Below are 24220 nucleotides of genomic sequence, written 5' to 3' on the forward strand. Positions count from 1 at the left end.
TGGTCCCCGACACCGAGACCGGGCCACCGCGCCAGGACCCCCACTCGTCCTCACCGGCGCGTGGCGGCCGCCAGGTCAGGCGGAACTGGCATCGGCGTCGTGAGCCCTGCGGCGACGCGGCCGGTGTTGCCCTCGGGTAGCGGCTGGTGAGCGATTCGGGTGCGGCGACGACGATGCGGTTCGCCTGGCCGAGCGCCTCACGGCGTGTTGCCGCAGCGCCGAAGCCGGCATGGCCACGCTTGTCGCCATTGCAGCCACGCCCGATTCGCCTGAATTGTCTGCCCAGTCGGCGGTGGCTTCGTAGTGCTGCCGTGGGATCCTCAGTCGGCGTCGCCGACGGTGACCGCGGTGGCTTCCTCGATGCTGTGCGGCGCGGGGTCGTGGTCGTCCACGTGCGCGAGAACCTTCCGCCCGCTGGCGAGCACACCGATCGCGAGGACGGTGCACGCCGCACCCACCCAGAACGGCAGGTTCGCCTGGTGTTCGCCGAGCTTGCCTGCCACCCAGGGTGCGGCGGCGCCGCCGACGAAGCGGACGAAGCTGTACGCCGCGGACGCGGTGGACCGTTCGACGGGCGCCGAGATCATCACGGTTTCGGTGATGAGGGTGTTGTTGACGCCGAGGAACAGTCCGGCGGCGACCACGCACGCGATCAGTACCGGTTTCGAGTCGGTGAACAGGGCCATCACTGCCAGGTCGGCCGCGAACAGCGTCAGTGACAGCATCATCATCGGCAGTGTGCCGTAGCGGCGTTGGAGGCGAGGCGCGAGGAACACCGACGAGATCGCCAGCGCGAGGCCCCATCCGAAGAAGATGAACCCGATGGGATAGGCGCCCATGTCGAGAGGGAACGGCGTGTAGGCGAGCAGGGTGAAGAAGCCGTAGTTGTACAGCAGTGCCGTGATCGCGACGGTGAGCAGTCCGCGGTGCCGCAGGGCGAGGAAGGGTGCGGCGAGGGAGGTGCCTCCGGATGCGGGTGGCGGTGTCGCGGGCAGCATCACGACGAGCAGGATGAACGCGACCGCCATCAGCGTGGCGACCCCGAAGAACGGTGCCCGCCAACTGATGTCGCCGAGGACGCCCCCGACGAGCGGCCCGACGGCGATGCCGACGCCGAGTGCCGCCTCGTACAGGATGATCGCCTTGGCGACTCCTCCGGATGCGGCGCCGACGATGGTGGCCAGGGCGGTCGCGATGAACAGGGCGTTGCCGAGTCCCCAGCCGGCGCGGAAGCCGATGATGCCGCCGACGGTGTCCGAGGCTCCTGCGAGCGCGGCGAAGACGACGATGATCGCGAGGCCGCTGAGCAGCGTCTTCTTGGATCCGATGCGGCTGGAGATGGCTCCGGTGACGAGCATGGCGACGCCGGTGACGAGCATGTACGACGTGAACAGGAGTGAGACCTGGGACGGCGAGGCATCGAGTTCCTCGCCGATCGGTTTGAGGATGGGATCGACGAGTCCGATTCCCATAAAGGCGATGACGCTGGCGAACGCGACCGCCCAGACCGCTTTCGGTTGGTGCAGGATGCTGGACGCGCGTTCCGTGACGGGGGCCGTGGCAGTGCTGGTCACCGGCACCTCCTTGTATGTGAAATATGTTGCTATCGTGTGATTTTCGATTCCTTCACGATTTCTCTGAGATCGCGGAGGCTGCGGGACAAGCGCTCGACCTGGTCGACATCGAGGTCGCGCAGGTGTTCGGCGAGGGTTGCGCCGATGTGGTCGCGTGCCTGCGCTAGCCACTGGCGTCCCGCGTCGGTGATCTCGACGACAACGGCCCGAGAATCGATCGGGTCGCGTTGCCGCCGCACGAGTCCCGCCTCGCCGAGCTGCTTGAGCAGGGTGGTTGCCGTCGGTTGTGACGTGCTGTCGAGGCGGGCGAATTCGCTGACTCGGAGTCCGCCGTACTCCTCGAGGAGGGAGAGCGCGCGCGTCCACGGCCGGGGGAGGTTGTCCGTGGCCATGGACGACGCGAGCCGGGTGAGGCGGGACGAGTTCGTGACCAGTTCCGCCAGTACTCGGCGCAGGTGGGCCTCGGTGTCGTCGGATGCGTTCGAGTGCCCTGCTGTCTCCACGAGGAGAATTATTGCATAGCGTAACTATGTATGTAAACGGTGTCCGCAGCGCGTGCGGAACGATGCGTCGTCAGGACGCCGACCGCACCGCCGCCGCGAAGGCCGTCATCAGCTCCGGGTCCTTGACGCCGCGGCTCGACTCGATGCCGCTGGACACGTCGACGCCCCACGCCCCCGACGTCGTGACTGCCCGCGCGACGTTCTCGGGGGTGAGGCCGCCCGCGAGGATCCACCGGCCGGTGGGCAGGGCGCTGCGGTCCTGCCAGTCCCAGGTCACCCCGGCGCCCGCGACGGCGCCGTCGACGAGGAGCAGGTCGGCGCCGAAGTCGGCGTTCACGGCGTCGGCGCCGCCCGAGTTGACGGCGCGGATCACCGTCAGGCCGGCGTCGTGCAGGACGCGGACATCGTCGGCCGAGCGGAGATCGTGAACCTGCACGTGGTCGAGGCCCGCCGCCGACGCCGTCGCGACGATCTCGTCGAGCGGCATCCGGACGTACACCCCGACCGCGAGCACGCCTGCGGGCACCCGCGCGCGCAGCTCCGCGGCCTGCTCCGGCGTCACACGCCGCGGGCTCTCGGCGAGGACGAAACCGACCGCATCGACGCCGAGCTCCACCGCGTGATCGACCGTCGCCTCGTTCCGCAGCCCGCACATCTTGATGAACGCCATCGCCTACCTCTCCGTCACATCCCGGTGGTTCGAGGATATGGCCAGGGGAGGCGGCTACCGTCATGCGGAGATATCCGCAACCGGAGGTGGGCATGAAACTCGAGCACGTCGTGTTCCTTGGCGCGACCGCGGCGACCGTCGTCGGCGCCGTCACCGAGAACGAGAAGTTGCAGTTGGCCGCGAAGCCGCTGATCGGCCCGGCCCTGGCGGCACGGGTGCTGCGGCGACGCGGGAACATCGACCGCCTCGACACCGGACTGCTGCTCGGGTCGCTGGCCGCCGCCACGGTCGGTGACGTGTTCATGATCGACCCCGACGACGACGCCCGCTTGAAGGCAGGCGCGCGGTCGTTCGCGGTGATGCAACTCGGGTACTCGGCCGTCCTCGCGCGCCGCGGCGCGCGCCCGACCGCGCCCGCGCTGGTCCCGCGTGTACTCGGCTGGCTCGGTGCCGCCGGCCTGCTGCGGGCTCGGGCAAAGTCCGTGGCACCGACGCTTACTGCCTACGGCGCGGTGCTCGCGACGACGTCGACACTGTCGGCCGATCCCGCGCTCGCACCGGGCGCCCGGGTGGTCGCGGGCACGGCCGTGCCGAACGCCGATCCGCGGAGCAGGCTCGCGCTCGGCGGAATCCTGTTCACCGGATCGGACGCGATGATCGTGGTTCGGCGACTGTTCGTCCGCGGGCACGCGGGTCGGCGGGTCGCGGAGGCCGCCATCCTCGCGAGCTACGCCGCCGCCCAGGCTCTGCTCGTGGAGGGCATGACCGAATGACGGTGCGCGCCGTCGCGATCACGGGAGCTGCCGCGGGTATCGGGCGTGCGACGGCCTTGCGGTTCGCCCGCGACGGCTGGTCGGTCGGGGCGTTCGACGTCGACGAGGCCGGGTTGGCGTCGCTCGCGGACGCGATCCGGGGTGCGGGCGGAACCGTGCACACCGGGGTCCTCGACGTCACCGCCGCGGGGCAGTGGCGCGAGCGTCTCGCCGAGTTCGTCGCGGCTTCGGGCGGACGGCTGGACGTGCTGGTCAACAACGCCGGGGTGCTGGCGTCGGGGCCGTTCGCGCAGACCGACCCGGCCCGGCATCGCGCGATGATCGACGTCAACGTCGGCGGCGTGGTCAACGGCTGCATCGCCGCGTACCCGCATCTGGCCGCGAACCCGGGATCGGTGCTGGTGAACCTGTGCTCGGCGTCGGCGATCTACGGCCAACCCGACCTCGCCACGTACAGCGCGACCAAGTTCGCGGTCCGCGGACTCACCGAGGCACTCGAACTGGAATGGCGGGCGGTGGGGATCAGGGTCCTCGCCGTCTGGCCGCTGTTCGTGCAGACCGCGATGGTCGAGGGGATGCACACGGGGGCCGTCGCCTCGCTCGGTGTCCGGTTGACCGCCGACGACGTCGCGGACGAGATCGTGTCGGCGGTGCGGAAGGGCCGGCGCCTGCCGACGGTGCACTATCCCGTCGGCCGCCAGGCGCGGGCGATGATGCTCGCGTCGCGGTTCGCACCCGCCTGGCTGAGCCGCGCGATCAACTCCCGCCTCACCCGTATGTAACGACCAGGGTTCGCGACGTGGGTTCCGTCACTCTCGTCGCGGCCCGTAGGGTCTAACGGGTTCTTTGCGAGGAAGAAGGAGTGCCGGTGGTTTTTCGTCGAACGGTGATCGGGCTGGGTGCGGTTGTGACCGCAATGGCGGTGACGGGCTGCGGAGGGGCCGAGACGCCAGAGGCGGCGAGCATCACGACGACCACCGCCGCGTCGTCGGTACCGGTCACGACGACCACGGCGCCTCCGACGACCACCACTTCGAGCGCCACCCCGACCACGACCAGCGCGGCACCGACCACGACGTATCGGCGTAACGAAGCCGTGTACTTCACGGCACTGAACGGCGAGTTCCAGTGCGGCATCATCGAATTGGCGACCCGCGTCGAAGCGGGCTGTCAGGGACCGACGACGCCGATCCCGCCGCGTCCGGAGAACTGCATGATCGCGTGGGGAACGGGCATCCGCGTCACCAGTGCCGGACCTGCGGAATTCCTGTGCGCCGGCGGTGTCGTCTACACGTCTGGTGACAGTGATCCGGAGTTGCCGGTCGGGGAGTCCGTGTCCTCGTTCGGGTTCACATGCACATCGGAGGCGGCCGGCGCAAGATGCCTTAACGACTCGAATGGTCATGGCTTCGCGATAGGCGAAGATTTTAACGAAATTTTTTGAAAAGTCCTGGTTAACAACAGGTTGCGCATGTGCTTATGTGAGCCAACTCACTGCTGTAGCGCTTGAAGCAGACCTTGGTCGGTACGTACGGTCATCACCGTTGTTGTCATCGAATTGTGATGTCGACTCCGATCACAAGCCCAGTGCGGCCCGCCAGCTGCGCTCGACGAAAAGGAACACCATGGACTTCGATCAGGCCATCGAGCTGCTCACCGCCCTCGGCGACTTCGGCAACCTTCTCACCGGCGTCGGCGACGCCCTCGTTGGTGTCGTTGAGTTCGGCGGCTCCGTCGAAAAGCTCGCCAGCGGCAGCTAGTCATACCCCTCGCCTGTGGGCGGGTACCGCATCTGCGGTACCCGCCCACAGGTGTATCCGGGGTCCCTTCGCTCGGCGTTCGCAGCGAGCGGAACAATGACCTCATGAGTGCGAGCGGTCCCAGCGGCAACGAGCCAGGCCCCGGCGAGGACCACGAGGCCGGCCCCACCGAGTGGGGTGAGCATCCGCACGGAGTCGGTCCGTGGACCCTCGAGCATCCGGGCGAGCCGGCCGACGATCCGCGGTACGACCCCGAGTTGCTCGCAGGCGGTGACCGCCGCAACGTCGTCGACGCCTACCGGTACTGGAGCCGCGAGGCGATCGTCGCGGACATCGACTCCCGCAGGCATCCGTTCCACGTCGCGATCGAGAACTTCGGGCACGACGCCAACATCGGCACCGTCGTCCGCTCCGCAAATGCGTTCGCCGCGGCGGCCGTGCACATCGTGGGTCGCCGCCGCTGGAATCGGCGCGGAGCAATGGTCACCGACCGCTACCAGCACATCGTGCACCACCCGACCGCCGAGGAACTGTTCGAGTACGCGGCCGTCGAGAACCTGGCAGTCGTCGCCGTCGACAACGTTCCCGGGTCGGTTCCACTGGAGACGGCGAGCCTGCCTCGCGAGTGCATCCTGCTGTTCGGGCAGGAGGGTCCCGGCGTCAGCGACCACGCCAAGCAGTCCGCGGTGATGACCGTGTCGATTGCGCAGTTCGGTTCCACCAGAAGCATCAACGCCGGGGTGGCCGCAGGCATCGCCATGCACGCCTGGGTCCGGCAACACGCCGATCTCGGCCGTAGTTGGTAGCGATTTGTGACACGAGTGGGCAAGATCGGTTGTCATGCAGCACCAGTGGTCGGGGCGGGCGGATGCGGCGGAAGCCGCTGTGGTCACCCGGCACCTCCGACGATTGTGGGCGCTGCCCGGCACATCGATGGCGGTCGTCGCGTGGCCCCCGGTCCGTCGTGAGCGGATGTTCTTCTCCTGGCACTACTGGTGGCAGGCGCATCTGCTGGACTGCGTCGTCGACGCCGCCGACCGAGAACCCACCCCGCGCCGTCGGCGCAGGATCACGAAAATCGCCCGGGCCCACCGAATCCGGAACGTGACCGGGTGGACCAACAACTATTACGACGACATGGCCTGGCTCGGGATCTCGTTGGAGCGGGCGCAGCGGCTGCAGCATCTGGACTTCCGTCGTCCGATCGGTGACCTCGAAGCCCAGCTGTGGGATGCCTGGGCGCCGGAATCCGGCGGTGGAATCCCGTGGCGAACCCGGTCCGACTTCTACAACGCCCCCGCGAACGGGCCAGCCGCGATCCTGCTCGCCCGCACCGGGCGCCTGCTGCGCGCCCAGGCGATGACCGACTGGATCGACCTCGCTCTCAAGGATCCGGCTACCGGGCTGATCCTCGACGGCATCCGCTTTCCTCCGGGGAAGCCGGTGCCCGCAGGCATCCTCGACCGCGCCGTCTACAGCTACTGCCAGGGCGTGGTGCTCGGCGCGGAGACGGAACTCGCCCGCAGTCTCGACGAGCCTCGGCACCGACTGCGGGTCCATGCCCTCGTCGATGCCGTCGACAAGCACCTGACCGTCGACGGGGTGATCGTCGGAGGTGGGGGTGGAGACGGGGGACTGTTCAACGGCATCCTGGCCCGCTACCTCGCGCACGTTGCCGCGTCGCTGCCAGGGAGTGAGGACGCCGACCAGCGTGCGAGGACGGTCGCCGCGCAGATCGTTCTCGGCTCCGCCGAGTCGGCCTGGGAGAACCGGTTGCAGGTGGAAGGTCAGCCCCTGTTCGGCTGCGACTGGGCGAGCCCGGCCCGCCTGCCCGGTTTGGGTGACGGCATCGCCGCGTTCTCAGGCGGAACCGTGCACGCGTCCGACATCGCCGAGCGGGACTTCTCGGTGCAGCTCGGTGGCTGGATGCTGATGGAGGCCGCCCACGTCGCGGCGGGCACACTCGAACGGAAGGCGACCCGTCCGCGTCACGTCTGACGACTTGCACCTCACGTAGCGTGAGGTTCTAGCGTGGCTGACATGACCGACCTACCGCGCTCCTGGACACTCGACGAGATGACGACCAGGGTCGCCGCGATGGACGGGGTACGGATTCTCGTCGCAGATGCGGAGTCCGGGGCCCCTGAGTCCGCGTGGGGTGACATGTTCGTCTACGACGCCGGCGCTTCCGCTGCCGCGGCATCTGCGGGCGCCGGGATCCCGTTCGCGACGATCGTGGTCAGCGACTACCCCGGATTCGACACCGCATCGGACCTCGACCGCCTCGGCGTGTACCGGGTCAACATCCATGTCGGACGCGACCGGTTCCGCGACCTCGTCGGGTACGGCCCGGAGTCGAGTTCGTCCCGCCGCGACGAGCACGACTACCGCGAAGCGGACCGGGTGCTCCCGCATCCCGTGTACGCGCCGCAGGCGTGGGTGTCGATCGTCAATCCGGGTCCGAGGACCGGTGACCTGGTGACGTCGCTGCTCGCCGAGGCGCTGGCGTGGAGCCGCCGTCGTGGCTGACTACTCCGTCGGCGAGGTCGCGGCCATGTCGGGAATCTCGATTCGGACGCTGCATCACTACGACGAGATCGGCGTGCTGGTCCCGAACTCCCGTACCGCGGCGGGGCACCGCCGCTACTGCGACGACGACCTCGCGCGACTGCGGCGCATCCTCTACTACCGCGCGCTCGACTTTCCCCTCGACCGGATCGCGGCACTGCTCGACGACCCCGATCCCGGGACGCATCTGCGACGCCAGCACCGGTTGCTGAGGCAGCGGCAGGCCCGCACGTCCGACATGCTCGCCCAACTGGACCGCGAGGTGGAGGCGCTGGAACTGGGCATCGCGCTGTCGCCGGCCCAGCAGCGGGAGATCTTCGGGACGGACCGGTTCGCGGACCTGCTCGCCGAGGCCGAGGGAACGAGCGCGCAGTGGCGGGTGACGGCGGTGTACGGGGAGCAGGAGTGGCGAGCGATCAAAGCGGAGGCGGACGCCGTCATCGGGCTCTTCGCGGATGCCATCGCGGCGCAGGCACCCGTCGGATCGGACTCGGCGACGGACGCCGCGGAGCAGCATCGGCAGCACCTCGAGCGATGGTTCTTCGAGTGCGGCCCGCAGCGTCACGTCGAGATCGCAGACCAGTATCTGGCGGATCCGGCGGCCGCCGCGACCTGGGATGCCGTCGCCCCGGGATTCGCGCAGTACGTCCACGACGCTGTCGTCGCGAACGTCGCGCGTCGTCACTCCACCTCGTAGTCCTCGGCCGGTTTCGCGAGTTCCTGCCGGTACTGCGCCACACCGACGGCGGTGCCGACGACGAGTCCGACCACCAGCACCCCCAGGACCGCGGGCATCAGCCACGGCACCCGTTCGAGGAACTCGCCCGCATAGAAACCGAGCAGCAGCAGGACCGGCGCCCAGGCGAGCGCGCCGAGGGTGCTCGCGATCGTGTAGGTGCGGTGGTTCATCCGCGCCGCGCCCGCGACGAGCGGGCAGAGGGTCCGCACCCACGGAATCCAGCGGGCGATCAGGACAGCCCAGAATCCGTTCCGGTCGAGCAGGGCGTTGACCTTGTGCAGATTCTGGGTGTTGACGTAGCGGCCGTTGCGGCGGGCGACGAGGTGGTGACCGCTGCGATGCCCGAGCACATAGCCGACCTGGTTCCCGGCGATCGCGGCAGCAGCAGCGGCCGCCGACAGCGTCCACACATGGGTGCTGCCCGCCGAATGACCGGCCAGGACGATGCCCGCGGTCAGCAGCATCGAGTCACCGGGCAGGAACAGTCCGATGACGAACGCGCACTCGAGGAACACGAATGTGACGACCAGGACCCACACGAGCACAGGGCCGACGGTCGCGAAGTGCCCCAGGTCGGGGGCTGCGAACGCCATCGATTACGGCGTGTACTCGTCCGCGGGGTTGTCGGCGGCTGGCTTGCTCTTACGGGACGCCGTGTAGCGCTTGACGATCTCGACCATGATCGGGATGACCGAGACGAACACGATGAGCAGGAAGATCGCGTCGACGTTGTCGCGGATGAACTCGATCTGGCCGAGCAGGAATCCGAGCAGCGTGACGCCCGCGCCCCACACGACCGCGCCGAGGATGTTGTAGGTGAGGAACACCGTGTACTTCATCTTCGACGCGCCGGCGACCAGCGGCGCGAAGGTGCGCACGATCGGAACGAAGCGGGCCAGGAAGATGGTGATCGGACCGTGCTTCTCGAAGAACGCATGCGACTCGTCGATGTAGCTCTTCTTGAAGAACTTCGCGTCGTTCGACTTGAACAGTGCGGCGCCGCCCTTCGCGCCGATCCAGTAGCCGACCTGGTCGCCGAGGAACGCGGCGATCGGAATGGTCACCAGCAGGACCCACAGGGGGGCGAACGGCTCGACCTCGGTGGACTTCGACGCTGCGATCAGGCCCGCGGTGAACAGCAGGGAGTCGCCGGGCAGGAGCGGGAACAGCAGACCCGACTCGATGAACACCACCAACAGCAGACCGACCAGCACCCAGGTGCCGAACGAGTTGAGGAGGTTGACCGGGTCCAGGAATCCCGGCAGAAGTGCCAGATTCGTCACGGAGTCCTGGCCTGCGGTCACGAGGTCAGCGGCTGCCTGCACAATCACGCGGACCACAGTACCGTCGATGCGGGGCAGCGCCCGTATCGCCCGATCTCGGACTTGCAGGAGACGGCGTGCCCGGCAGTTGCCATACTGCTAGGACGACGCTGCCGGCCCGACCGGCCGAGCGCACCCGAATGAATTCGTCGACGTGGAGGTCAGCCGCCGTGCCCATCGCAACTCCCGAGGTCTATGCCGAGATGCTCGGACGGGCCAAGGAACACTCCTTCGCCTTTCCCGCCATCAACTGCACCTCGTCCGAGACGATCAACGCGGCCATCAAGGGGTTCGCGGACGCGGGCAGCGACGGCATCATCCAGTTCTCCACCGGTGGCGCCGAGTTCGGTTCGGGCCTCGGCGTCAAGGACATGGTGACGGGCTCCGTCGCGCTCGCCGAGTTCGCGCACGTCATCGCCGCGAAGTACGACGTCACCATCGCGCTGCACACCGACCACTGCCCGAAGGACAAGCTGGACGGATTCGTCCGCCCGCTGCTGGCCATCTCGCAGGAGCGCGTCAACCAGGGTCTGAACCCGCTGTTCCAGTCGCACATGTGGGACGGGTCGGCCGTGCCGATCGACGAGAACCTGCAGATCGCGCAGGAACTCCTCAAGCTGTCGAAGGCAGCGAACATCATCCTCGAGGTCGAGATCGGCGTCGTCGGCGGCGAAGAGGACGGCGTCGAGGCCGAGATCAACGACAAGCTGTACACCTCGCGTGAGGACTTCGAGAAGACCATCGACGCCCTCGGCGTCGGTGAGAACGGCAAGTACCTGCTTGCGGCCACGTTCGGCAACGTCCACGGCGTCTACAAGCCGGGCAACGTAGTCCTCAAGCCGGAGGTTCTCAAGGAGGGCCAGGAGGCGGCCGTTGCCAAGCTCGGCCTCCCTGCCGGTTCGCAGCCGTTCGACTTCGTCTTCCACGGCGGCTCGGGCTCGCTGAAGTCGGAGATCGAGGACTCGCTGCGCTACGGCGTCGTGAAGATGAACGTCGACACCGACACCCAGTACGCGTTCTCGCGTCCGATCGCCGGACACTTCTTCAGCAACTACGACGGCGTGCTGAAGATCGACGGCGAGGTCGGCAACAAGAAGGTCTACGACCCGCGCAGCTACCTCAAGAAGGCCGAGGCGGGCATGACCGCTCGCGTCGTCGAGGCCTGCAACGACCTCAAGTCCGCCGGCCGGTCGGTTTCCGCCGGATAGTCCTCCCGCCACGGTTCTCGCCGACAGTGCAGTTCCCGTCGCGTTCGCCGAATGGCGCGACGGGCACTGCACTCTCGTGCTTTCCCGCCTTAGGCTTGTCGCATGACCGTCGCGGTGTCTGGGGCAAGCGGATTCATCGGCGGGGGAGTGGCTCGCCTGCTCTCCGAGGCGGGCACCGACCTGCGCCTGCTCTCCCGCGACCCGTCCCGACTACCCGACCTGCCGCACGCGACCGCCGTGCAGGCCGGATTCGGTGACGCCGGGTTGACGGACGCGCTGCGCGGCGTCGACACCTTCTTCATGGTCTCGGCGACCGAAACCGAGCACCGCGTCGACCTGCATCGCGCCGCCGTGCGGGCCGCCGCGGACGCCGGGGTCCGGCGGATCGTGTACCTCTCCTTCGTCGGCGCCGCACCCGACTGCACGTTCACCTTCGGGCGCGACCACTGGCACACCGAACAGGCCGTCCGCGACACCGGGCTGACGTTCACGTTCCTCCGCGACAACCTGTACCTCGACCTCATGCCCGGCATGGTCGGCGCCGACGACGTCATCCGTGGGCCCGCCGGCCACGGGCGTGCCGCGATGGTCGCGCGGGCCGACGTCGTGGAGGTCGCTGCCGCGGTGCTCGGCTCGGCCCGTCACGACGACCGGACACTGGACCTCACCGGTCCGGCGGCGCTGTCGCTGACCGATGTCGCGGACGCGTTGACCGCAGCGCTGGGACGCCCGATCCGGTACCACCGCGAAACGCTCGACGAGGCGTACGCGTCCCGCTCGGACCTCGGCGCGCAGCGGTGGGAGGTCGACGGCTGGGTCAGCTCCTACGCGGCGATCGCGAATGGGGACCTCGCGCGGGTCACGAGGGACGTCCGACATGTCCTGCACCGCGACCCCGTCGGGATCGGTGACGTGTTTCCGCCGCTCGCCGAACTGTAGGGCGTCAGGAGACACGCCCTAGCTGCACACCTTCCACACGCCGTCCTGCTGCTCCAGTGCGAACGAGCGCACCGACGTCGCCGCCGGATCGTTCGCCGTGTGCACGGTGACCTGCGCGAGGGCGGTGCCGTCGGTGACGGCGACGGCGTCGATGCTGTCGATGATCGGGACCGCACGGTCCGAGTTCGCCGACTTGTACACGTCGGCGAAATCGGCATCGGACACCTGTTGGTAGTAGGCGCCGAGTTCGCCGCAGGTACCGGCCCGCAGGGTCGCGAGGTCGCCGCGGTCCACGGCGTCGACGAATCCGTTGATGGCGCCGCGGACGTCGTCCTCGGTGGAGTTGCCGCCTACTCGGCTCGCGAGAAGCGCGATGCCCGTCGCGACCACAGCGAGCAGAACCACGGCCGCGAGGACCAGTGGCCAGCGTCGCCGCCCGCGTGGGGCAGGGTCGGGGATACGGGTCGGCGTCGGTGCCACGCCGGGTGGGGGAGGCGTCCCGGGCCCGACACGGGTAGGGGTTGCCCGCGCCGCGTGCGGGATGGCGACCGTCGGTGCCTCGGACGGCGCGGCGGGCGGCGGGGGTACGGCTGCCGGCGACGACGGCGTCGCGTCCGATTCGCTGTTGTCCACGGCCAGCAGCCTACGGGGGTGTCGGGGGATCGTCGGGGATGCGCGGCGCGCACAATGGACGAATGACCTCCTTCGGTGATCTGCTCGGCCCCCAGCCCACCCTCCTGCCCGGCGATGACGACGCCGAGTCCGAACTGCTGAACAAGGCCGACCCCAAGCAGGTGGCCGCCGACCATCCGACGGCGTCGATCGCGTGGGCCTACCTGGCGGAAGCTGCGCTCGAGAGCGGCGAGACGATCACCGCCTACGCCTACGCTCGTACCGGCTACCACCGCGGACTCGACCAGCTGCGTCGCAACGGATGGAAGGGCTTCGGGCCCGTCCCCTACAGCCACGAACCCAACCGTGGATTCCTGCGGTGCGTGGCCGTGCTGGCACGTGCCTCGCAGGCCATCGGTGAGAACGACGAGCACGCCCGCTGCCTGGACCTGCTCGAGGACTGCGATCCGCGCGCCGCCGAAGCGCTTGGCGTCGAATAGGTTCCGTCCCTACTCACGCAGTCGCGCGCGAGAGCGACTGCGGGCGTCGACTGTCCGGGTGCGGGCGTCCGCGTTCCCGGTACTGCAGTGCGCGTTGGCGGCGGGCCTTGCATGGTTCGTCGCCAACGACGTGTTCCATCACCATGATCCGTTCTTCGCCCCGATCGCGGCGGTGGTGTCCCTCGGGCTCTCGCTCGGTGCGCGGGTCCGTCGCTCGGTCGAGCTGATCGTCGGTGTCACCGTCGGAATCGGCATCGGCGACACCCTGATCTCGCTGATCGGTACCGGCGCCTGGCAGATCACACTCGCCGTCGCGTTGGCGATGACGACGGCGATCTTCCTCGACGGCGGCCCGATCATCTCCATGCAGGCGGGGACGTCCGCGGTCCTGGTCGCGACCCTGATTCCGCCGCAGCAGGGCGGCGGTCCGGACCGGATGCTCGACGCCCTGATCGGTGGGGTGGTCGGTTTCCTCGTCGTCACACTCGTCCCCGTGCATCCGGTGCTGCGCGCCCGCAAGACCGCTGCCGACATCCTCGGCGCCGCGTCCGAGGTGCTGCAACTGGTCGCGGACGGGCTCGTGGCGAACGATCCGAAACCGATCGAGGCGGCGCTGCGCAAGGCTCGGGCGTCGCAGTCCGCGATCGAGGGGCTGCGGTCGAGCCTGAGTGGTGGTCGCGAGATCAGCCGGTTGTCGCCGCTGTACTGGGGGTCGCGGGATCGGTTCGACCGGCTCGCCGCCGCGGCGGACCCCCTCGACAACGCGATGCGCAACATCCGCGTGTTGGCGAGACGGTCGCTGACGTTGGTCCGGGACGACGAGATTCTCGACCCCCGGCTGGTCGACGAGGTGGAGAAGCTCGCGCACGCGGTGGACGTGCTGCGCGGTGTCGTCCTCGCCGACCCGGGCCAGCAGCCCGACCGCGCGGAGGCGGCGCGGGTGCTGCGTTCGGTAGCGGTGGGCGCGAAGGCCGAACTGGTCGAGAACGCGGGTATTTCGGCAACCGTGGTGTTCGCGCAGATTCGGTCGCTGATCGTGGACCTGCTGCAGGTGGCGGGGCTGAGCCGGATCTCGGCGATCGCGACCCTGCCCCCGACGGTGCCGAACCCCGCCTACCCGCCGGAGTAGGCGGTTCCGCCCGCCCGTGGGTCCTGGTGGCCCCCGAGTGGACCGGAAGGACTCACGGTTCAGTCGAGTGCGGCGTACGCGGCGGCCACGTATTCGGCGGAACGCGGGGAGCCGAGGAAACCGGCACCCATCCGGTTCATCGTGTAGGCGATGGTCGCGCGGCGCTCGGTGTCGATGATGATCTGCGAGCCACCCCAGCCACCCCAGAAGCAGATCCGGCCCTCGGGGATGAAGGCCACGGATTCGGGGGTGGGCAGACCGAATCCCATGCCGAATCGGACCGGTACACCGAGAACGACGTCCACGCCGTCGGACTGCTTCTCGAAGATCAACTCGACGGTGTCGGGGGACAGCAGTCGCACCCCGTCGACCTCGCCGCCGCACGCGATCACGGACTGGATGCGGGCCAGGGCGCGGGCGTTGGAGTGGCCGTTCGCGGCGCCGATCACCGCGCCTCGCCATTCGTCGGTCCAGGCGATGGTGGCGTTGGCGGGAGGGTTGCCGAACGTCTTGACGAGGATCGAGTCGGGGTCGAGGGATGCGAAGTCGATGGGGAGCGGCGGCGGGGGAACGACGTTCGAGACGCGCCCGTAGTCGGCGCGGTCGACGCCGTACCGGAAGTCGGCGCCGAGTGGGCCAGTGATCTCGTCGGCGACGAACTGCTGCAGGTCGCGTCCGTCGACGCGCCGGACGAGTTCGCCGAGCAGGTGGCCGTGGTTGATCGCCTGGTAGCCGGACGCGGTGCCGGGTTCCCACCACGGCGCCTGTTCGGCGAGCCGGGAGCAGGCGAGGGTCATGTCGTAGATCTCGTGGGGCGCGATGGGTTCCTGCCAGCCGGGCACCCCGGAGGTGTGGGACAGCAGATGCCGGACCTCGACGGTGTCCTTGCCGTTTGCCGCGAACTCGGGCCAGTACTTCGACACCAACGCGTAGGGGTCGATGCGACCGCGGTCGATCAGGATCAGCACCGCCAGTGCGGTGACGGTCTTGCTGCACGACCACACGTTGGTGATCGTGTCGCGCTGCCAGGGTGTGGTCCGTTCGGTGTCGGACCAGCCGCCCCAGATGTCGACGACGGGGGAACCGTCCACCGTGACGGCCAGGGACGCGCCGAGGTCCTCGCCCGTGTCGAGGTTGCGGCGCAGCGCCTCGCGCAGTCCGTCGAAGCGTGCGTCGCAGGTACCCGAGATGTCGGTCATGGTGGCCCTTCGAGACGAGTGGTGTGAGTCAGGTCACCTTAGTTGAAGTTGACTTCAACTGTGAATGGGCGGGCTGGGGTTTCTATATATGCGAATGTATGCATATGATGGCCGCGAGTGAACCAAGGGAGTGGTGATGGGCGTCGGACACGGACATTCGCACGGGCAGGTCGGGGTCGAGCCCGGCGCAGCCGGGCCGAGCACGCAGCGCATCCGCCGCATGGTGTTCGCGCTCGCGATCCTCCTGGGCTTCCTCGTCCTCGAGGTCGTGGTCGGCCTCGCCATCGGGTCGCTCGCCCTGCTCGCCGACGCGGGGCACATGGTCACCGACGTCGTCGGTATGAGCATGGGCCTGGCCGCGCTCCTCCTCGCCCGCCAGGGTTCGACCGCCGCCGCCCGCACCTTCGGCTGGCATCGCGCCGAGGTGCTCACCGCGATGGCCAACGCCGTCCTGCTTCTCGCCGTCGCCGCCTGGGTGATGTACGAGGCGATCGGGCGCATCGGGGACAGCCCCGAGATCCCCGGCCTTCCGCTGATGCTCACCGCCGCCGCAGGTCTCGCCGCGAACCTCGTCGTCATGCTCATGCTCCGCGGCGACTCCAAGGATTCGCTCGCCGTCCGCGGCGCCTACCTCGAAGTCCTCGCCGACGCCGTCGGTAGCGTCGGTGTGCTCATCGCCGGCGCCCTCGTTCTCGCGTTCAACTGGACCTGGGCCGACGTCGTCGTCGGCGTCGCGATCTCCCTGTGGGTGGTGCCGCGGGCGGTCAAGCTCGCCGCCGCGTCGCTGCGCATCCTCACCCAGGCATCACCGGCGAACGTCGACATCGAGGGCGTCCGCGCCGATCTGCTCGCGCTGCCCGGGGTCACCGACCTGCACGACCTGCACGTCTGGACGCTGACCACCGGCATGGACGTCGCGACCGTGCACCTGACCACCGACACCGACACCCAGGCCGTGCTGCGGGCCGCGAAGACGGTGCTCGACGCGCACGGACTCGGGCACGCGACCGTCCAGGTCGAATCCAGCGCGGACGGCGCGCACTGCGAGGAGAACCTGACCTGGTGACGGGTCAGCGATAGCCGTCGGTGTTCGCAGGCAGGTCGCGGTCGGCCACCTCGACGAGATAGCGCCAGCAGTCGGGCCGCGATCCGTCCACATCGGTGAAGCCGTACCGCTGCGCCAACTGCCCGCTCGAGACGACGGTGCCGCTGAACTCACCCGCATCGGGGTCGGCGGCCAGCGCCGCAACCGCCCGGCCGACGAACGTCGGCGTCTCCGAGATCGCGAAGTGCGGCACCCGGTCCAGCGCGTCGCGCCAGGTGTCCTCCGTGACGCCGAACGCGTCGAGCATGTTCTCCGACCGCAACCAGCCCGGCGTCAGCGCGACCGCCGCGCCACCGTGCGGCGCCAGTTCGTAGGCCTGCGCGGTGGTCATCCGCTGCACCGCGGCCTTCACGAGGTCGTAGTAGAAACCCACGTGGTGCCGGTAGGCGACGTTGTAGTCGGCTGTCCCGTCGGTCATCTCGACGACCAACCCGCCTGGCCTGCGGATCAGCAGCGGCAGCGCGAAATGACTCGTGATCGCGTGGGTGTCGATGCCCATCCGCAGCATCCGCAGCCCGCCGTCGAGGTCGTGCTCCCACAGGGTCGTGCCGAACTGCGCGTACCGATCACCGCCGAAGATGTCGTTGACGAGAACGTCGAGACGCCCGTGGTCGGCATCGATCCGCTCGACGAGGGCGCGCACCTCGTCGGGCTCCAGGTGGTCGACGCGCAGCGCGACGCCGTCGCCGCCCGTCGCGGCGATGAGTTCACCTGTCTCCTCGATGGTTTCGGGCCTGTCGATCTCGGACCTGCCCGCGCGACTGCTGCGCCCCGTCGCGTAGACGTATGCGCCCGCCCGTGCCAGTTCGACGGCGATCGCCCGCCCCGCGCCGCGTGTCGCGCCCGCGACCAGCGCCACCTTCCCGGTCAGATCGGGTGTGCTCATCGGCTCCTCCTGACGACACCGGCGCCCGGCCGCCACAGGTCGACGTGCAGTTTGTTTGCCGACACGGTGGTCAGCACCACCGACTCGATGTCGAGTGCGAAGAACTGGGCGTCGCCGCCCGGATCGTCCGGGTAGCAGTCGCGGATCGCCCGCTTCTCGGCGCCGAGCAGTTCACGGGCGCGCCCCGAGATCTTGGCGTCTCCGCCGTCCATCGTGTGGTGTCCGGGATTCGAGTGCAGCGAGTAGCGCGGGTCCCGTCGCAGGTCCAGGACCTTGCGGGCGTTCGGCATGGAGCCGAGCACGAGCTCGCCGAGGAACGTCTCGACCTCGGTGCCGCTGACCCGCGGTGAGCCGTCCGCCCGCAGGGTCGCGAGGACGTGGTGCTTGTGCGCCGTGAGGCGTGCGCGGACGGCATCGGCAAGGTCGGGGGCTTCGTCGGTGAACTGCTGCCAGGTCGTCATGGATTCCAGTCTGCGCCCGTATCCCTGACATCTCCTGTCAGGGATTGTCACTACTCTGTCCGGTATGCGATCCAGCCGATTGCTCGACCTGATGCTGCGACTGCAGGGCAGTGCGGGCAGCACCGCGGGTCGCCTCGCCGACCAGCTCGGAGTGTCCGTCCGCACCGTCTACCGGGACGTCGCGGCGCTGCAGGCGGCGGGCGTCCCGCTCTACACCGAATCTGGGCCGGGCGGCGGAATCCGTCTGCTCGACGGCTGGCAGTCCAAGCTCAGCGGCATGACGGCACTCGAAACGTCCGCGCTCATGCTGCTCGGCATCCCCGGGCTCGCGGACGACCTCGGCCTGGGGGAGGAGACGGCCGCTGCCGAGGCCAAACTCCTCGGGGCCATGCCCCTGCCCCTTCGTGCGGGAGCGCAGATGTGGCGCAGCAGGATTCACGTCGACGCCCCCGGCTGGTTCGACAGCCCCACGCGCGCACCGCACCTCGCCACCGTCGCGCGGGCTGTCCTGGAGGGGAGACGGCTGTGTGTCGACTACCGGCGCGGGGAAGGCACCGTCACCCGAACCGTCGACCCGTACGGTCTCGTCGCGAAGGCCGGGACCTGGTACCTCGTCGCCGCGCACCGGGGTCGCGTTCTGTCCTACCGCGTGACGCGGATCGACTCTGCCGAGCACCTCGACGCCCCCGCCGAGCGGCCCGCCGACTTCGACCTGGCGTCGTGGTGGACCGAGTCGACCGCCGAGTTCGACCGGTCCCTGCTGCGGTGCCCGTGCCGGGTGCGACTCGCTCCCGCCGCGTGGCGCGCGCTTCCCGCCGTCGTCGGGGTCGAAGCCGCCCGCGTGACACCGGGGCCGCCGGACGGCGACGGCTGGGTGGAGGTCGACCTCGCCCTCGAATCGGAAGCCGTTGCGGTGCATCAGTTGACCGCGCTCGGCGATGGCGTCGAGGTGGTGGCGCCCGCGTCGGTGCGAGCAGGTCTACGCGAGATTGCGCAAAGGATGGTGGCGAACAACTGCTGACCGGACCTCGTGTCCCGGCATGGTCTCCCTCTTCTACAACATGCGTCGTCTGCGGTCGAGTGCCTTGGCCCGGCGGACCGACACCTTCGACCACACCGCCTGCTGGATCGCCAGCGTCGCCCAGCCTGCCAGCGCCATTCCCGTCAGGTTGAGCAGCAACTGCAGTGTGCTGCCCCAGATCTCCGCACCGATACCGAACGCGAGACCGAGCCCGACATTGCCCGCCGCCGGAACCGTCGTCACGGAGATGAACACGCCCGACAGCCCGCCGAGCTTCGACGACGTCAGTGACAGCACTCCCGCGGCGGCAGCGATGATGGCGACGATGAAGGACCACTTGTCCGGGGTGTAGATGAACGCGGTTTCCGGGCGTGGACCCGTCACGTCCTCGAGGGTCACCCAGCCGAGGGCGCGCCCGGCCAGCGCCGCGAGCGCCGTCGCCGCGATCGCGACGACGAACCCGACCACGAGTGTGCGTATTGCCGTCGCGAGCAGCACGTACCGATGTTTGACCAGCGCGACACCGAGGGCGGCGATGGCGCCGAACTCCGGTCCGAGCACCATCGCGCCGATGACCAGGATCTGTGAGTCCGTGATGATCGCGATCCCGGCGAGCAGCGTCGCCATGGTCATGAAGCTGAGGTACGTCCAGTTCAGTTCGACGTCCTCGTAGGAGCGTTGCGCGACCTCCGCCCACACGACGGTGTCGGCGGAGCTGCCGGGGCTCTTCAGTTCCGCGTCGAGGCCGTCGCGGGAGAGCCAGGTGTGCACCGGTTCGAGTTCGATCGTGCCGTGGTGGTGCAGGCCGGTCGCGCGCAGTTGCTGGATCACGTCGTTGGCGACTTCCCGCGCGAGGTCGGCGTGGACGATGTCGCCCACCGGACGGACCGCAGCCCCGCGGTGGACCGCGAGGCTGCTGACGCCGGGTTCGTCGCCGAGGATTCCCAGGACGTCGTCGGTGTATGCCGTGGGCGCCAGGATCCGAAGATGCAGCATCCGCTCAGTCTGCCGGGAGCGGCCCGCTGCCGCGCGCAGGCGCGCGCCTAGCTGATCTTGCGGTTGTAGACGGCCGTCGCTGCGATGTAGGCGAGGACGAGAATGCCGACGCACCAGGCGAGGGCGATCCAGATGTCGCCGCCAACCGGCTGCTGCGCGAACAGGGCGCGAATGGTGTTGACGATCGAGGTGACCGGCTGGTTCTCGGCGAACCAGCGCACCGGGCCCGGCATGGTGTCGGTGGGCACGAACGCGGAGCTGACGAACGGCAGGAAGATGAGAGGGTAGGCGAAAGCGCCTGCGCCGTCGACGGTTTTCGCGGAGAGGCCGGCGATCACCGCGACCCAGGTCAACGCCAGGGTGAACAGGATCAGGATGCCCGCGACCGCGAGCCACGCCAGCACACCGGCGCCGGTGCGGAAGCCCATGAGGAGGGCGATGCCGATAACGACGACGAGGGAGATCATGTTGGCGACCAGCGAGGTGAGAACATGTGCCCACAGTGCGCTCGACCGGGCGATCGGCATGGACTGGAATCGCTCGAAGATCCCGCCCTGCATGTCCATGAAGAGCCGGTAGGACGTGTAGGCGATGCCCGACGCGACCGTGATGAGCAGGATGCCGGGCAGCATGTAGTTCACGTATGACGCGGACCCGGTGTCGATCGCGCCGCCGAACACGTAGACGAACATCAGCATCAGGGCGACCGGGGTGACCGCCGTGGTGATGATGGTGTCCGGGCTGCGCAGGATGTGGCGTAGTGAACGCCCCGTCAGCGCGGTGGTGTCGCCGTAGAAGTACGTGGTGGTCATCGCCGTTCCTCCTGGTCCGTGTGGGTGTCGCCGACGATCGCGAGGAAGACCTCCTCGAGGGTGGGCTGCTTCTCGACGTACTCCACGGTCGCGGGTGGCAGCAGTGCCTTGAGCTCGGCGAGGGTGCCGTTCACGATGATCCGGCCCTCGTGGAGGATCGCGATGCGGTCGGCGAGGTGTTCGGCCTCGTCCAGGTACTGCGTCGTCAGCAGCACGGTCGTCCCGCGGTTGGCGAGCTCCTTGACCGTGTGCCACACGTCGATCCGCGCCTGCGGGTCGAGCCCGGTGGTCGGTTCGTCGAGGAAGACGAGCGGCGGATCCCCGATCAGGCTCATCGCGATGTCGAGGCGGCGCCGCATGCCGCCGGAGTACTCGGTCGCCTTCCGGTCACCGGCGTCGGTGAGCGAGAATCGAGCGAGCAGGTCGTCGGCGACCTGGGCCGGGTTCTCGACGTGACGCAGCTTGGCGACGAGCACGAGATTCTCTCGCCCGCTGAGGATCTCGTCGACTGCCGCGAACTGGCCCGTGAGGCTGATCGACTCGCGGACGTTCTGCGGCTGTGCGGCGGCATCGAAGCCGTTGACCGTGGCTGTGCCCGCATCCGCCTTGAGCAGCGTCGCGAGGATCTTCACGACCGTGGTCTTGCCCGCGCCGTTCGAGCCGAGCAGCGCGAAGATGCTGCCCGGCGCCACGTCGAAGTCGACGCCGCGCAGCACCTGCAGATCCTTGTACGACTTCTCCAGGCCCCGCACCTGGATCGCTGCCGAGGTCATGACTGCTCCCGTTCCGCGTCGTCGATCGCCTTGGTCAGGCGGGCACGTTCCTTGTCGATCCACTGCTTGCCGGTGTAGGCCTCGACGAACGCCTCGGCGAACTCGACCGGGTTCTCGCCGACGATCTCGCGGACCGGTGTGCCGTCGACTGCGGCGCGCTCCCAGAGGTCGGCCAGGTCACCCACCATCTGGACGAGGGTTGCGCCGTCGGTGATTCCACTGGAGTAGGTGAAGTACCGCAGCAGCGCCTTCGCGGTGGTGCTGTACGGCTCGGGAAGGGTGTCGATGCGTGCCTTGTTCTGCTTGTACTGCTTCTTCTCGCCGAACGATCCGGTGACGTTCTCGATCCAGTTGGTCATGATCACTTCTCTCCCTCGTGAAGCTGTTCGATACGGTCCGAGAGGAACGTCCATGTCCTCCAGAACTCGTCGAGTTGGTCGCGTCCTTGTGCGTTGATCGAGAACACCTTTCGCGGCGGCCCCTTCTCCGAAGGGACCTTCTCGACGTCCACGAAGCCCCGCTGCTCGATCCGGACGAGCAGGGCGTACACGGTGCCTTCGGCGAGATCCGTGAATCCCTGCTCGCGAAGCAGTGCGGTGATCTCGTAGCCGTACGCGGATTGCCTGGCGAGGAGCGCCAGGACGATGCCCTCGAGAGTGCCCTTGAGCATCTCCGTCATCTGATTGGCCATTGCCCACCTCCGATCTAGTCTGTGTCGCTGACTACCGGTAGAAAGTAACACTGAGTACCGGTACTTAGCAAGAGCGAATAGCGATGGATTTCGAGAAAAGGGAAGGACGCCAACCAGGGGTCGGCACTAGCATTGCCCGCCATGGCCAAACCACACCCCCGCGTGTACTTCGGTGACCGGATCGTCGACGCGGCCGAGGCGACCCTCGGCGTCGCGACATCGGCGATGCTCTACGGGCTCAGCGTGTACACCGTCTTCCCTGTCCATGTCGACGGTGACCGCCGCACCGCGTTCCGCCTCGCCGACCACTTCCAGCGGATGGTCGAGTCCTGCCGGATCATCGGGATGGACGGGTTCGCGGCGGAGTGGGACTACGACCGGTTCGTCTCGGCGGCAACCGAACTCGTCGCCGAGAACGCTCCGACTTCGGACGTGTTCGTCCGGGCGAGCGTGCACGTCGACGAGTCCATCCCCGGCACCCGGGTCCGCGGCTGTCACACCACAGTCAGCATGTTCGTCTACGACGCCGTCCCGATCGTCCCGCAGGACGGCATGCGCCTGAAGACAAGTCAGTGGCGCCGCATCCCGGACGCCGCGATCCCGTCGCGTGCCAAGGTCAACGGCGCATATGTGAACTCGGTCCTCGCGAAGCAGGACGCCATCGACGCCGGCTACGACGACGCGGTGTTCCTCGACGGCAACGGTCACGTCTGCGAGGCCAGCGCCGCGAACATCTTCCTCGTCCGTGGCGGCACTCTGATCACACCCGACGTCTCGTGCGACATCCTCGACGGCATCAACCGCCGGACCCTGCTCACTCTCGCCGCCGAGGACGGTGTCCCGGTGGTGGAGCGGACCGTCGACCTCACCGAGCTGTACATCGCGGACGAGGTCTTCGTGACCGGCACTTCGGCAGGCGTCGCGCCCGTCCTCGAGGTCGACGGCCGGGTCGTCGGCAGCGGGCGTCAGGGCCCGATCTCGGAGGCGCTGCGCAAACGTCACGCATCGGCGTTGCGGTCGGACACCCTGCACGGCTGGGTCACTTCGCTGTAGGCGCCAGAGGCGCCCGTGCGCCTTTTTGGTAGTGGCCGCTACCAAAAAGGCGCACGGCGGCGAAGCCGCCAGCAATGGATCAGGCCCTGCGGGCCGTGGTGAGCAGGTACTCCCACTCCATCGTTCCGCCGCCGGTGTCGTGCGAGGCGGCGAGTTCGGACAGCGCGGCGTCGAGCGCCCGCACCTTGTCCTGGTCGTCGGCGATCGCCCGGTACACCGCGATGGTCGGGCCATAGCAGGCCTTGAAGAAGTCGCGGAACTGTTCGGGGGTGTCGAAGCAGTCGACCGTCAGCCGCCTGCGCTGCCCTTTCAGGTCCACCACCCGGTCACCGAGCAGGTCGCGGACATGGGCCTCGTCTCCCCACAGCGGCGGCGGCTGGGCACCGGGCGGTGGCGGCGGGGCGTACGGCTTCATCGTCGCGAACATACGGCCGATGAACCCTTCCGGTGTCCAGTTGATCAGGCCGAGGGTTCCACCCGGCCGGAGCACCCGAACCAGTTCGTCCGCGCTCGCCTGGTGGTGCGGCGCGAACATCACGCCAACGCAGGAGATCACGGAATCGAACTCGCCGTCCGCGAACGGAAGTGCCTCGGCGTTCGCCTCCCTCCAGTCGAGGCTCAAGCCGAGCGAGTCCGCCTGCCGACGTCCCGCGTCGAGGAGTTCCGGGGTCAGGTCCGACGCGACGACGCGTGCGCCCGCCGCGGCGGCGGGAATCGATGCGTTCCCCGAGCCGGCGGCGATGTCCAGGACTCGGTCGCCGGCGCCGATCCCGGTCGCGTCCACGAGGGTCGGGCCGAGTTCCGCGATCACGTCGGCGGCGACGGACGGGTAGTCGCCGAGCGCCCACATCGCGCGGTGGCGTGCGGCGAGGTCGTCGGTGGGTGGGGGTGTCGTGGACATGTCCTACTCCTGATCGTGGGTGGAT

30 protein-coding genes and 1 pseudogene are annotated in these 24220 nt (G+C 68.7%); 15 read left to right on the plus strand and 16 right to left on the minus strand.

Annotated features, from left to right (window positions below):
* Window positions 1-50: 50 nt before the first annotated feature.
* The 4 genes and pseudogenes from RHCRD62_RS26415 to RHCRD62_RS14260 all read right to left on the minus strand — a co-directional run.
* Window positions 51-205 (minus strand): annotated as a pseudogene (locus RHCRD62_RS26415) (DUF3703 domain-containing protein); the annotation flags it as partial.
* A gap of 115 nt (window positions 206-320) precedes the next feature.
* The gene (locus RHCRD62_RS14250) at window positions 321-1574 is read right to left on the minus strand and encodes an MFS transporter (protein ID WP_050065807.1); all 1254 of its coding nucleotides are present in this window, start codon (window positions 1572-1574) and stop codon (window positions 321-323) included.
* Window positions 1575-1603: 29 nt separating this feature from the next.
* Complete coding sequence (locus RHCRD62_RS14255; RefSeq protein WP_050065394.1) at window positions 1604-2077, minus strand: MarR family winged helix-turn-helix transcriptional regulator; 474 nt, start codon at window positions 2075-2077, stop codon at window positions 1604-1606.
* Window positions 2078-2147: 70 nt separating this feature from the next.
* On the minus strand, window positions 2148-2747 hold the full coding sequence (locus tag RHCRD62_RS14260) for a phosphoribosylanthranilate isomerase (protein ID WP_050065395.1): 600 nt from the start codon (window positions 2745-2747) through the stop codon (window positions 2148-2150).
* Between the two features lie 92 nt (window positions 2748-2839).
* Here RHCRD62_RS14260 and RHCRD62_RS14265 point away from each other — a divergent pair, with 92 nt between their 5' ends.
* The 8 genes from RHCRD62_RS14265 to RHCRD62_RS14295 all read left to right on the plus strand — a co-directional run bounded on the left by RHCRD62_RS14265 (window position 2840) and on the right by RHCRD62_RS14295 (window position 8545).
* A complete protein-coding gene (locus RHCRD62_RS14265; RefSeq protein WP_050065396.1) occupies window positions 2840-3520 on the plus strand; it encodes a lysoplasmalogenase family protein in 681 nt (226 codons plus the stop codon).
* Window positions 3517-4302, plus strand: a complete 786-nt coding sequence (locus tag RHCRD62_RS14270) for an SDR family oxidoreductase (protein WP_050065397.1) — start codon at window positions 3517-3519, stop codon at window positions 4300-4302. Before RHCRD62_RS14265 ends, RHCRD62_RS14270 begins: the two co-directional genes overlap by 4 nt.
* Before the next feature lie 80 nt (window positions 4303-4382).
* A complete protein-coding gene (locus RHCRD62_RS25500) occupies window positions 4383-4964 on the plus strand; it encodes a hypothetical protein (protein ID WP_253277325.1) in 582 nt (193 codons plus the stop codon).
* A gap of 181 nt (window positions 4965-5145) precedes the next feature.
* Window positions 5146-5280 (plus strand): hypothetical protein, encoded by a 135-nt coding sequence (locus tag RHCRD62_RS26620; protein ID WP_301280723.1) that lies wholly within the window; start codon window positions 5146-5148, stop codon window positions 5278-5280.
* A 104-nt stretch (window positions 5281-5384) separates the two neighbouring features.
* A complete protein-coding gene (locus RHCRD62_RS14280) occupies window positions 5385-6086 on the plus strand; it encodes a TrmH family RNA methyltransferase (RefSeq protein WP_050065399.1) in 702 nt (233 codons plus the stop codon).
* A 34-nt stretch (window positions 6087-6120) separates the two neighbouring features.
* On the plus strand, window positions 6121-7278 hold the full coding sequence (locus RHCRD62_RS14285; protein ID WP_050065400.1) for a glycoside hydrolase family 76 protein: 1158 nt from the start codon (window positions 6121-6123) through the stop codon (window positions 7276-7278).
* A 42-nt stretch (window positions 7279-7320) separates the two neighbouring features.
* Complete coding sequence (locus RHCRD62_RS14290; RefSeq protein ID WP_050065401.1) at window positions 7321-7809, plus strand: DUF6194 family protein; 489 nt, start codon at window positions 7321-7323, stop codon at window positions 7807-7809.
* A complete protein-coding gene (locus RHCRD62_RS14295) occupies window positions 7802-8545 on the plus strand; it encodes a TipAS antibiotic-recognition domain-containing protein (protein WP_157050933.1) in 744 nt (247 codons plus the stop codon). Before RHCRD62_RS14290 ends, RHCRD62_RS14295 begins: the two co-directional genes overlap by 8 nt.
* Here the strand turns inward: RHCRD62_RS14295 and RHCRD62_RS14300 are convergent.
* Both RHCRD62_RS14300 and RHCRD62_RS14305 read right to left on the minus strand, forming a co-directional pair.
* Window positions 8530-9180 carry a DedA family protein gene (locus tag RHCRD62_RS14300; RefSeq protein WP_050065402.1) on the minus strand — a complete coding sequence of 217 codons (651 nt, stop codon included), beginning with the start codon at window positions 9178-9180 and terminating at the stop codon, window positions 8530-8532. The genes RHCRD62_RS14295 and RHCRD62_RS14300 overlap by 16 nt on opposite strands.
* A 3-nt stretch (window positions 9181-9183) precedes the next feature.
* Window positions 9184-9927 (minus strand): VTT domain-containing protein, encoded by a 744-nt coding sequence (locus RHCRD62_RS14305; protein ID WP_172671067.1) that lies wholly within the window; start codon window positions 9925-9927, stop codon window positions 9184-9186.
* A 152-nt stretch (window positions 9928-10079) separates the two neighbouring features.
* On the opposite strand from RHCRD62_RS14305, the gene fbaA reads away from it, so the two are divergent.
* Together fbaA and RHCRD62_RS14315 are read left to right on the plus strand one after the other, a co-directional pair.
* Window positions 10080-11117 carry a class II fructose-bisphosphate aldolase gene (gene fbaA / locus RHCRD62_RS14310; protein WP_050065403.1) on the plus strand — a complete coding sequence of 346 codons (1038 nt, stop codon included), beginning with the start codon at window positions 10080-10082 and terminating at the stop codon, window positions 11115-11117.
* A gap of 102 nt (window positions 11118-11219) precedes the next feature.
* A complete protein-coding gene (locus tag RHCRD62_RS14315) occupies window positions 11220-12056 on the plus strand; it encodes an NAD(P)H-binding protein (protein WP_050065404.1) in 837 nt (278 codons plus the stop codon).
* An 18-nt stretch (window positions 12057-12074) separates the two neighbouring features.
* On the opposite strand, the gene RHCRD62_RS25890 is transcribed toward RHCRD62_RS14315, so the two are convergent.
* A complete protein-coding gene (locus RHCRD62_RS25890) occupies window positions 12075-12689 on the minus strand; it encodes an Rv0361 family membrane protein (RefSeq protein WP_157050934.1) in 615 nt (204 codons plus the stop codon).
* Window positions 12690-12751: 62 nt separating this feature from the next.
* Here RHCRD62_RS25890 and RHCRD62_RS14325 point away from each other — a divergent pair, with 62 nt between their 5' ends.
* Window positions 12752-13168 (plus strand): DUF3151 domain-containing protein, encoded by a 417-nt coding sequence (locus RHCRD62_RS14325; RefSeq protein WP_050065406.1) that lies wholly within the window; start codon window positions 12752-12754, stop codon window positions 13166-13168.
* A 37-nt stretch (window positions 13169-13205) separates the two neighbouring features.
* Entirely contained in the window at window positions 13206-14297 is a 1092-nt protein-coding gene (locus RHCRD62_RS14330; RefSeq protein WP_050065810.1) for an FUSC family protein, read from the plus strand.
* A gap of 59 nt (window positions 14298-14356) precedes the next feature.
* On the opposite strand, the gene RHCRD62_RS14335 is transcribed toward RHCRD62_RS14330, so the two are convergent.
* The gene (locus RHCRD62_RS14335; RefSeq protein ID WP_050065407.1) at window positions 14357-15496 is read right to left on the minus strand and encodes a serine hydrolase domain-containing protein; all 1140 of its coding nucleotides are present in this window, start codon (window positions 15494-15496) and stop codon (window positions 14357-14359) included.
* Window positions 15497-15632: 136 nt separating this feature from the next.
* Here RHCRD62_RS14335 and RHCRD62_RS14340 point away from each other — a divergent pair, with 136 nt between their 5' ends.
* Entirely contained in the window at window positions 15633-16562 is a 930-nt protein-coding gene (locus RHCRD62_RS14340) for a cation diffusion facilitator family transporter (protein ID WP_050065408.1), read from the plus strand.
* A gap of 4 nt (window positions 16563-16566) precedes the next feature.
* Here the strand turns inward: RHCRD62_RS14340 and RHCRD62_RS14345 are convergent, their stop codons facing one another.
* Window positions 16567-17487, minus strand: coding sequence for an SDR family oxidoreductase (locus tag RHCRD62_RS14345; RefSeq protein WP_050065409.1), 921 nt, complete (start codon window positions 17485-17487; stop codon window positions 16567-16569).
* A complete protein-coding gene (locus RHCRD62_RS14350; protein WP_050065410.1) occupies window positions 17484-17948 on the minus strand; it encodes a pyridoxamine 5'-phosphate oxidase family protein in 465 nt (154 codons plus the stop codon). The genes RHCRD62_RS14345 and RHCRD62_RS14350 overlap by 4 nt, the downstream gene beginning before the upstream one ends.
* 64 nt (window positions 17949-18012) lie before the next feature.
* Here RHCRD62_RS14350 and RHCRD62_RS14355 point away from each other — a divergent pair, with 64 nt between their 5' ends.
* Complete coding sequence (locus tag RHCRD62_RS14355; RefSeq protein WP_050065411.1) at window positions 18013-18969, plus strand: helix-turn-helix transcriptional regulator; 957 nt, start codon at window positions 18013-18015, stop codon at window positions 18967-18969.
* Window positions 18970-19002: 33 nt separating this feature from the next.
* On the opposite strand, the gene RHCRD62_RS14360 is transcribed toward RHCRD62_RS14355, so the two are convergent.
* The 5 genes from RHCRD62_RS14360 to RHCRD62_RS14380 are packed head-to-tail and all read right to left on the minus strand — an operon-like array spanning window position 19003 to window position 22241.
* Window positions 19003-19965, minus strand: a complete 963-nt coding sequence (locus RHCRD62_RS14360; RefSeq protein ID WP_050065412.1) for a DUF389 domain-containing protein — start codon at window positions 19963-19965, stop codon at window positions 19003-19005.
* Between the two features lie 47 nt (window positions 19966-20012).
* A complete protein-coding gene (locus RHCRD62_RS14365; protein WP_050065413.1) occupies window positions 20013-20777 on the minus strand; it encodes an ABC transporter permease in 765 nt (254 codons plus the stop codon).
* A complete protein-coding gene (locus RHCRD62_RS14370; protein ID WP_050065414.1) occupies window positions 20774-21550 on the minus strand; it encodes an ABC transporter ATP-binding protein in 777 nt (258 codons plus the stop codon). Before RHCRD62_RS14370 ends, RHCRD62_RS14365 begins: the two co-directional genes overlap by 4 nt.
* Window positions 21547-21909, minus strand: coding sequence for a DUF1048 domain-containing protein (locus RHCRD62_RS14375; RefSeq protein ID WP_050065415.1), 363 nt, complete (start codon window positions 21907-21909; stop codon window positions 21547-21549). Before RHCRD62_RS14375 ends, RHCRD62_RS14370 begins: the two co-directional genes overlap by 4 nt.
* Window positions 21910-21911: 2 nt before the next feature.
* Window positions 21912-22241, minus strand: a complete 330-nt coding sequence (locus tag RHCRD62_RS14380) for a PadR family transcriptional regulator (protein ID WP_050065416.1) — start codon at window positions 22239-22241, stop codon at window positions 21912-21914.
* A gap of 141 nt (window positions 22242-22382) precedes the next feature.
* On the opposite strand from RHCRD62_RS14380, the gene RHCRD62_RS14385 reads away from it, so the two are divergent.
* Window positions 22383-23294, plus strand: a complete 912-nt coding sequence (locus RHCRD62_RS14385) for an aminotransferase class IV (protein ID WP_050065417.1) — start codon at window positions 22383-22385, stop codon at window positions 23292-23294.
* A 79-nt stretch (window positions 23295-23373) separates the two neighbouring features.
* Here RHCRD62_RS14385 and RHCRD62_RS14390 read toward each other — a convergent pair whose 3' ends face one another.
* On the minus strand, window positions 23374-24195 hold the full coding sequence (locus RHCRD62_RS14390; protein WP_050065418.1) for a class I SAM-dependent methyltransferase: 822 nt from the start codon (window positions 24193-24195) through the stop codon (window positions 23374-23376).
* Window positions 24196-24220 lie beyond the last annotated feature (25 nt).

Origin of the sequence: Rhodococcus sp. RD6.2, from assembly GCF_001040705.1 — a bacterium.
Classification (GTDB): domain Bacteria; phylum Actinomycetota; class Actinomycetes; order Mycobacteriales; family Mycobacteriaceae; genus Rhodococcus_G.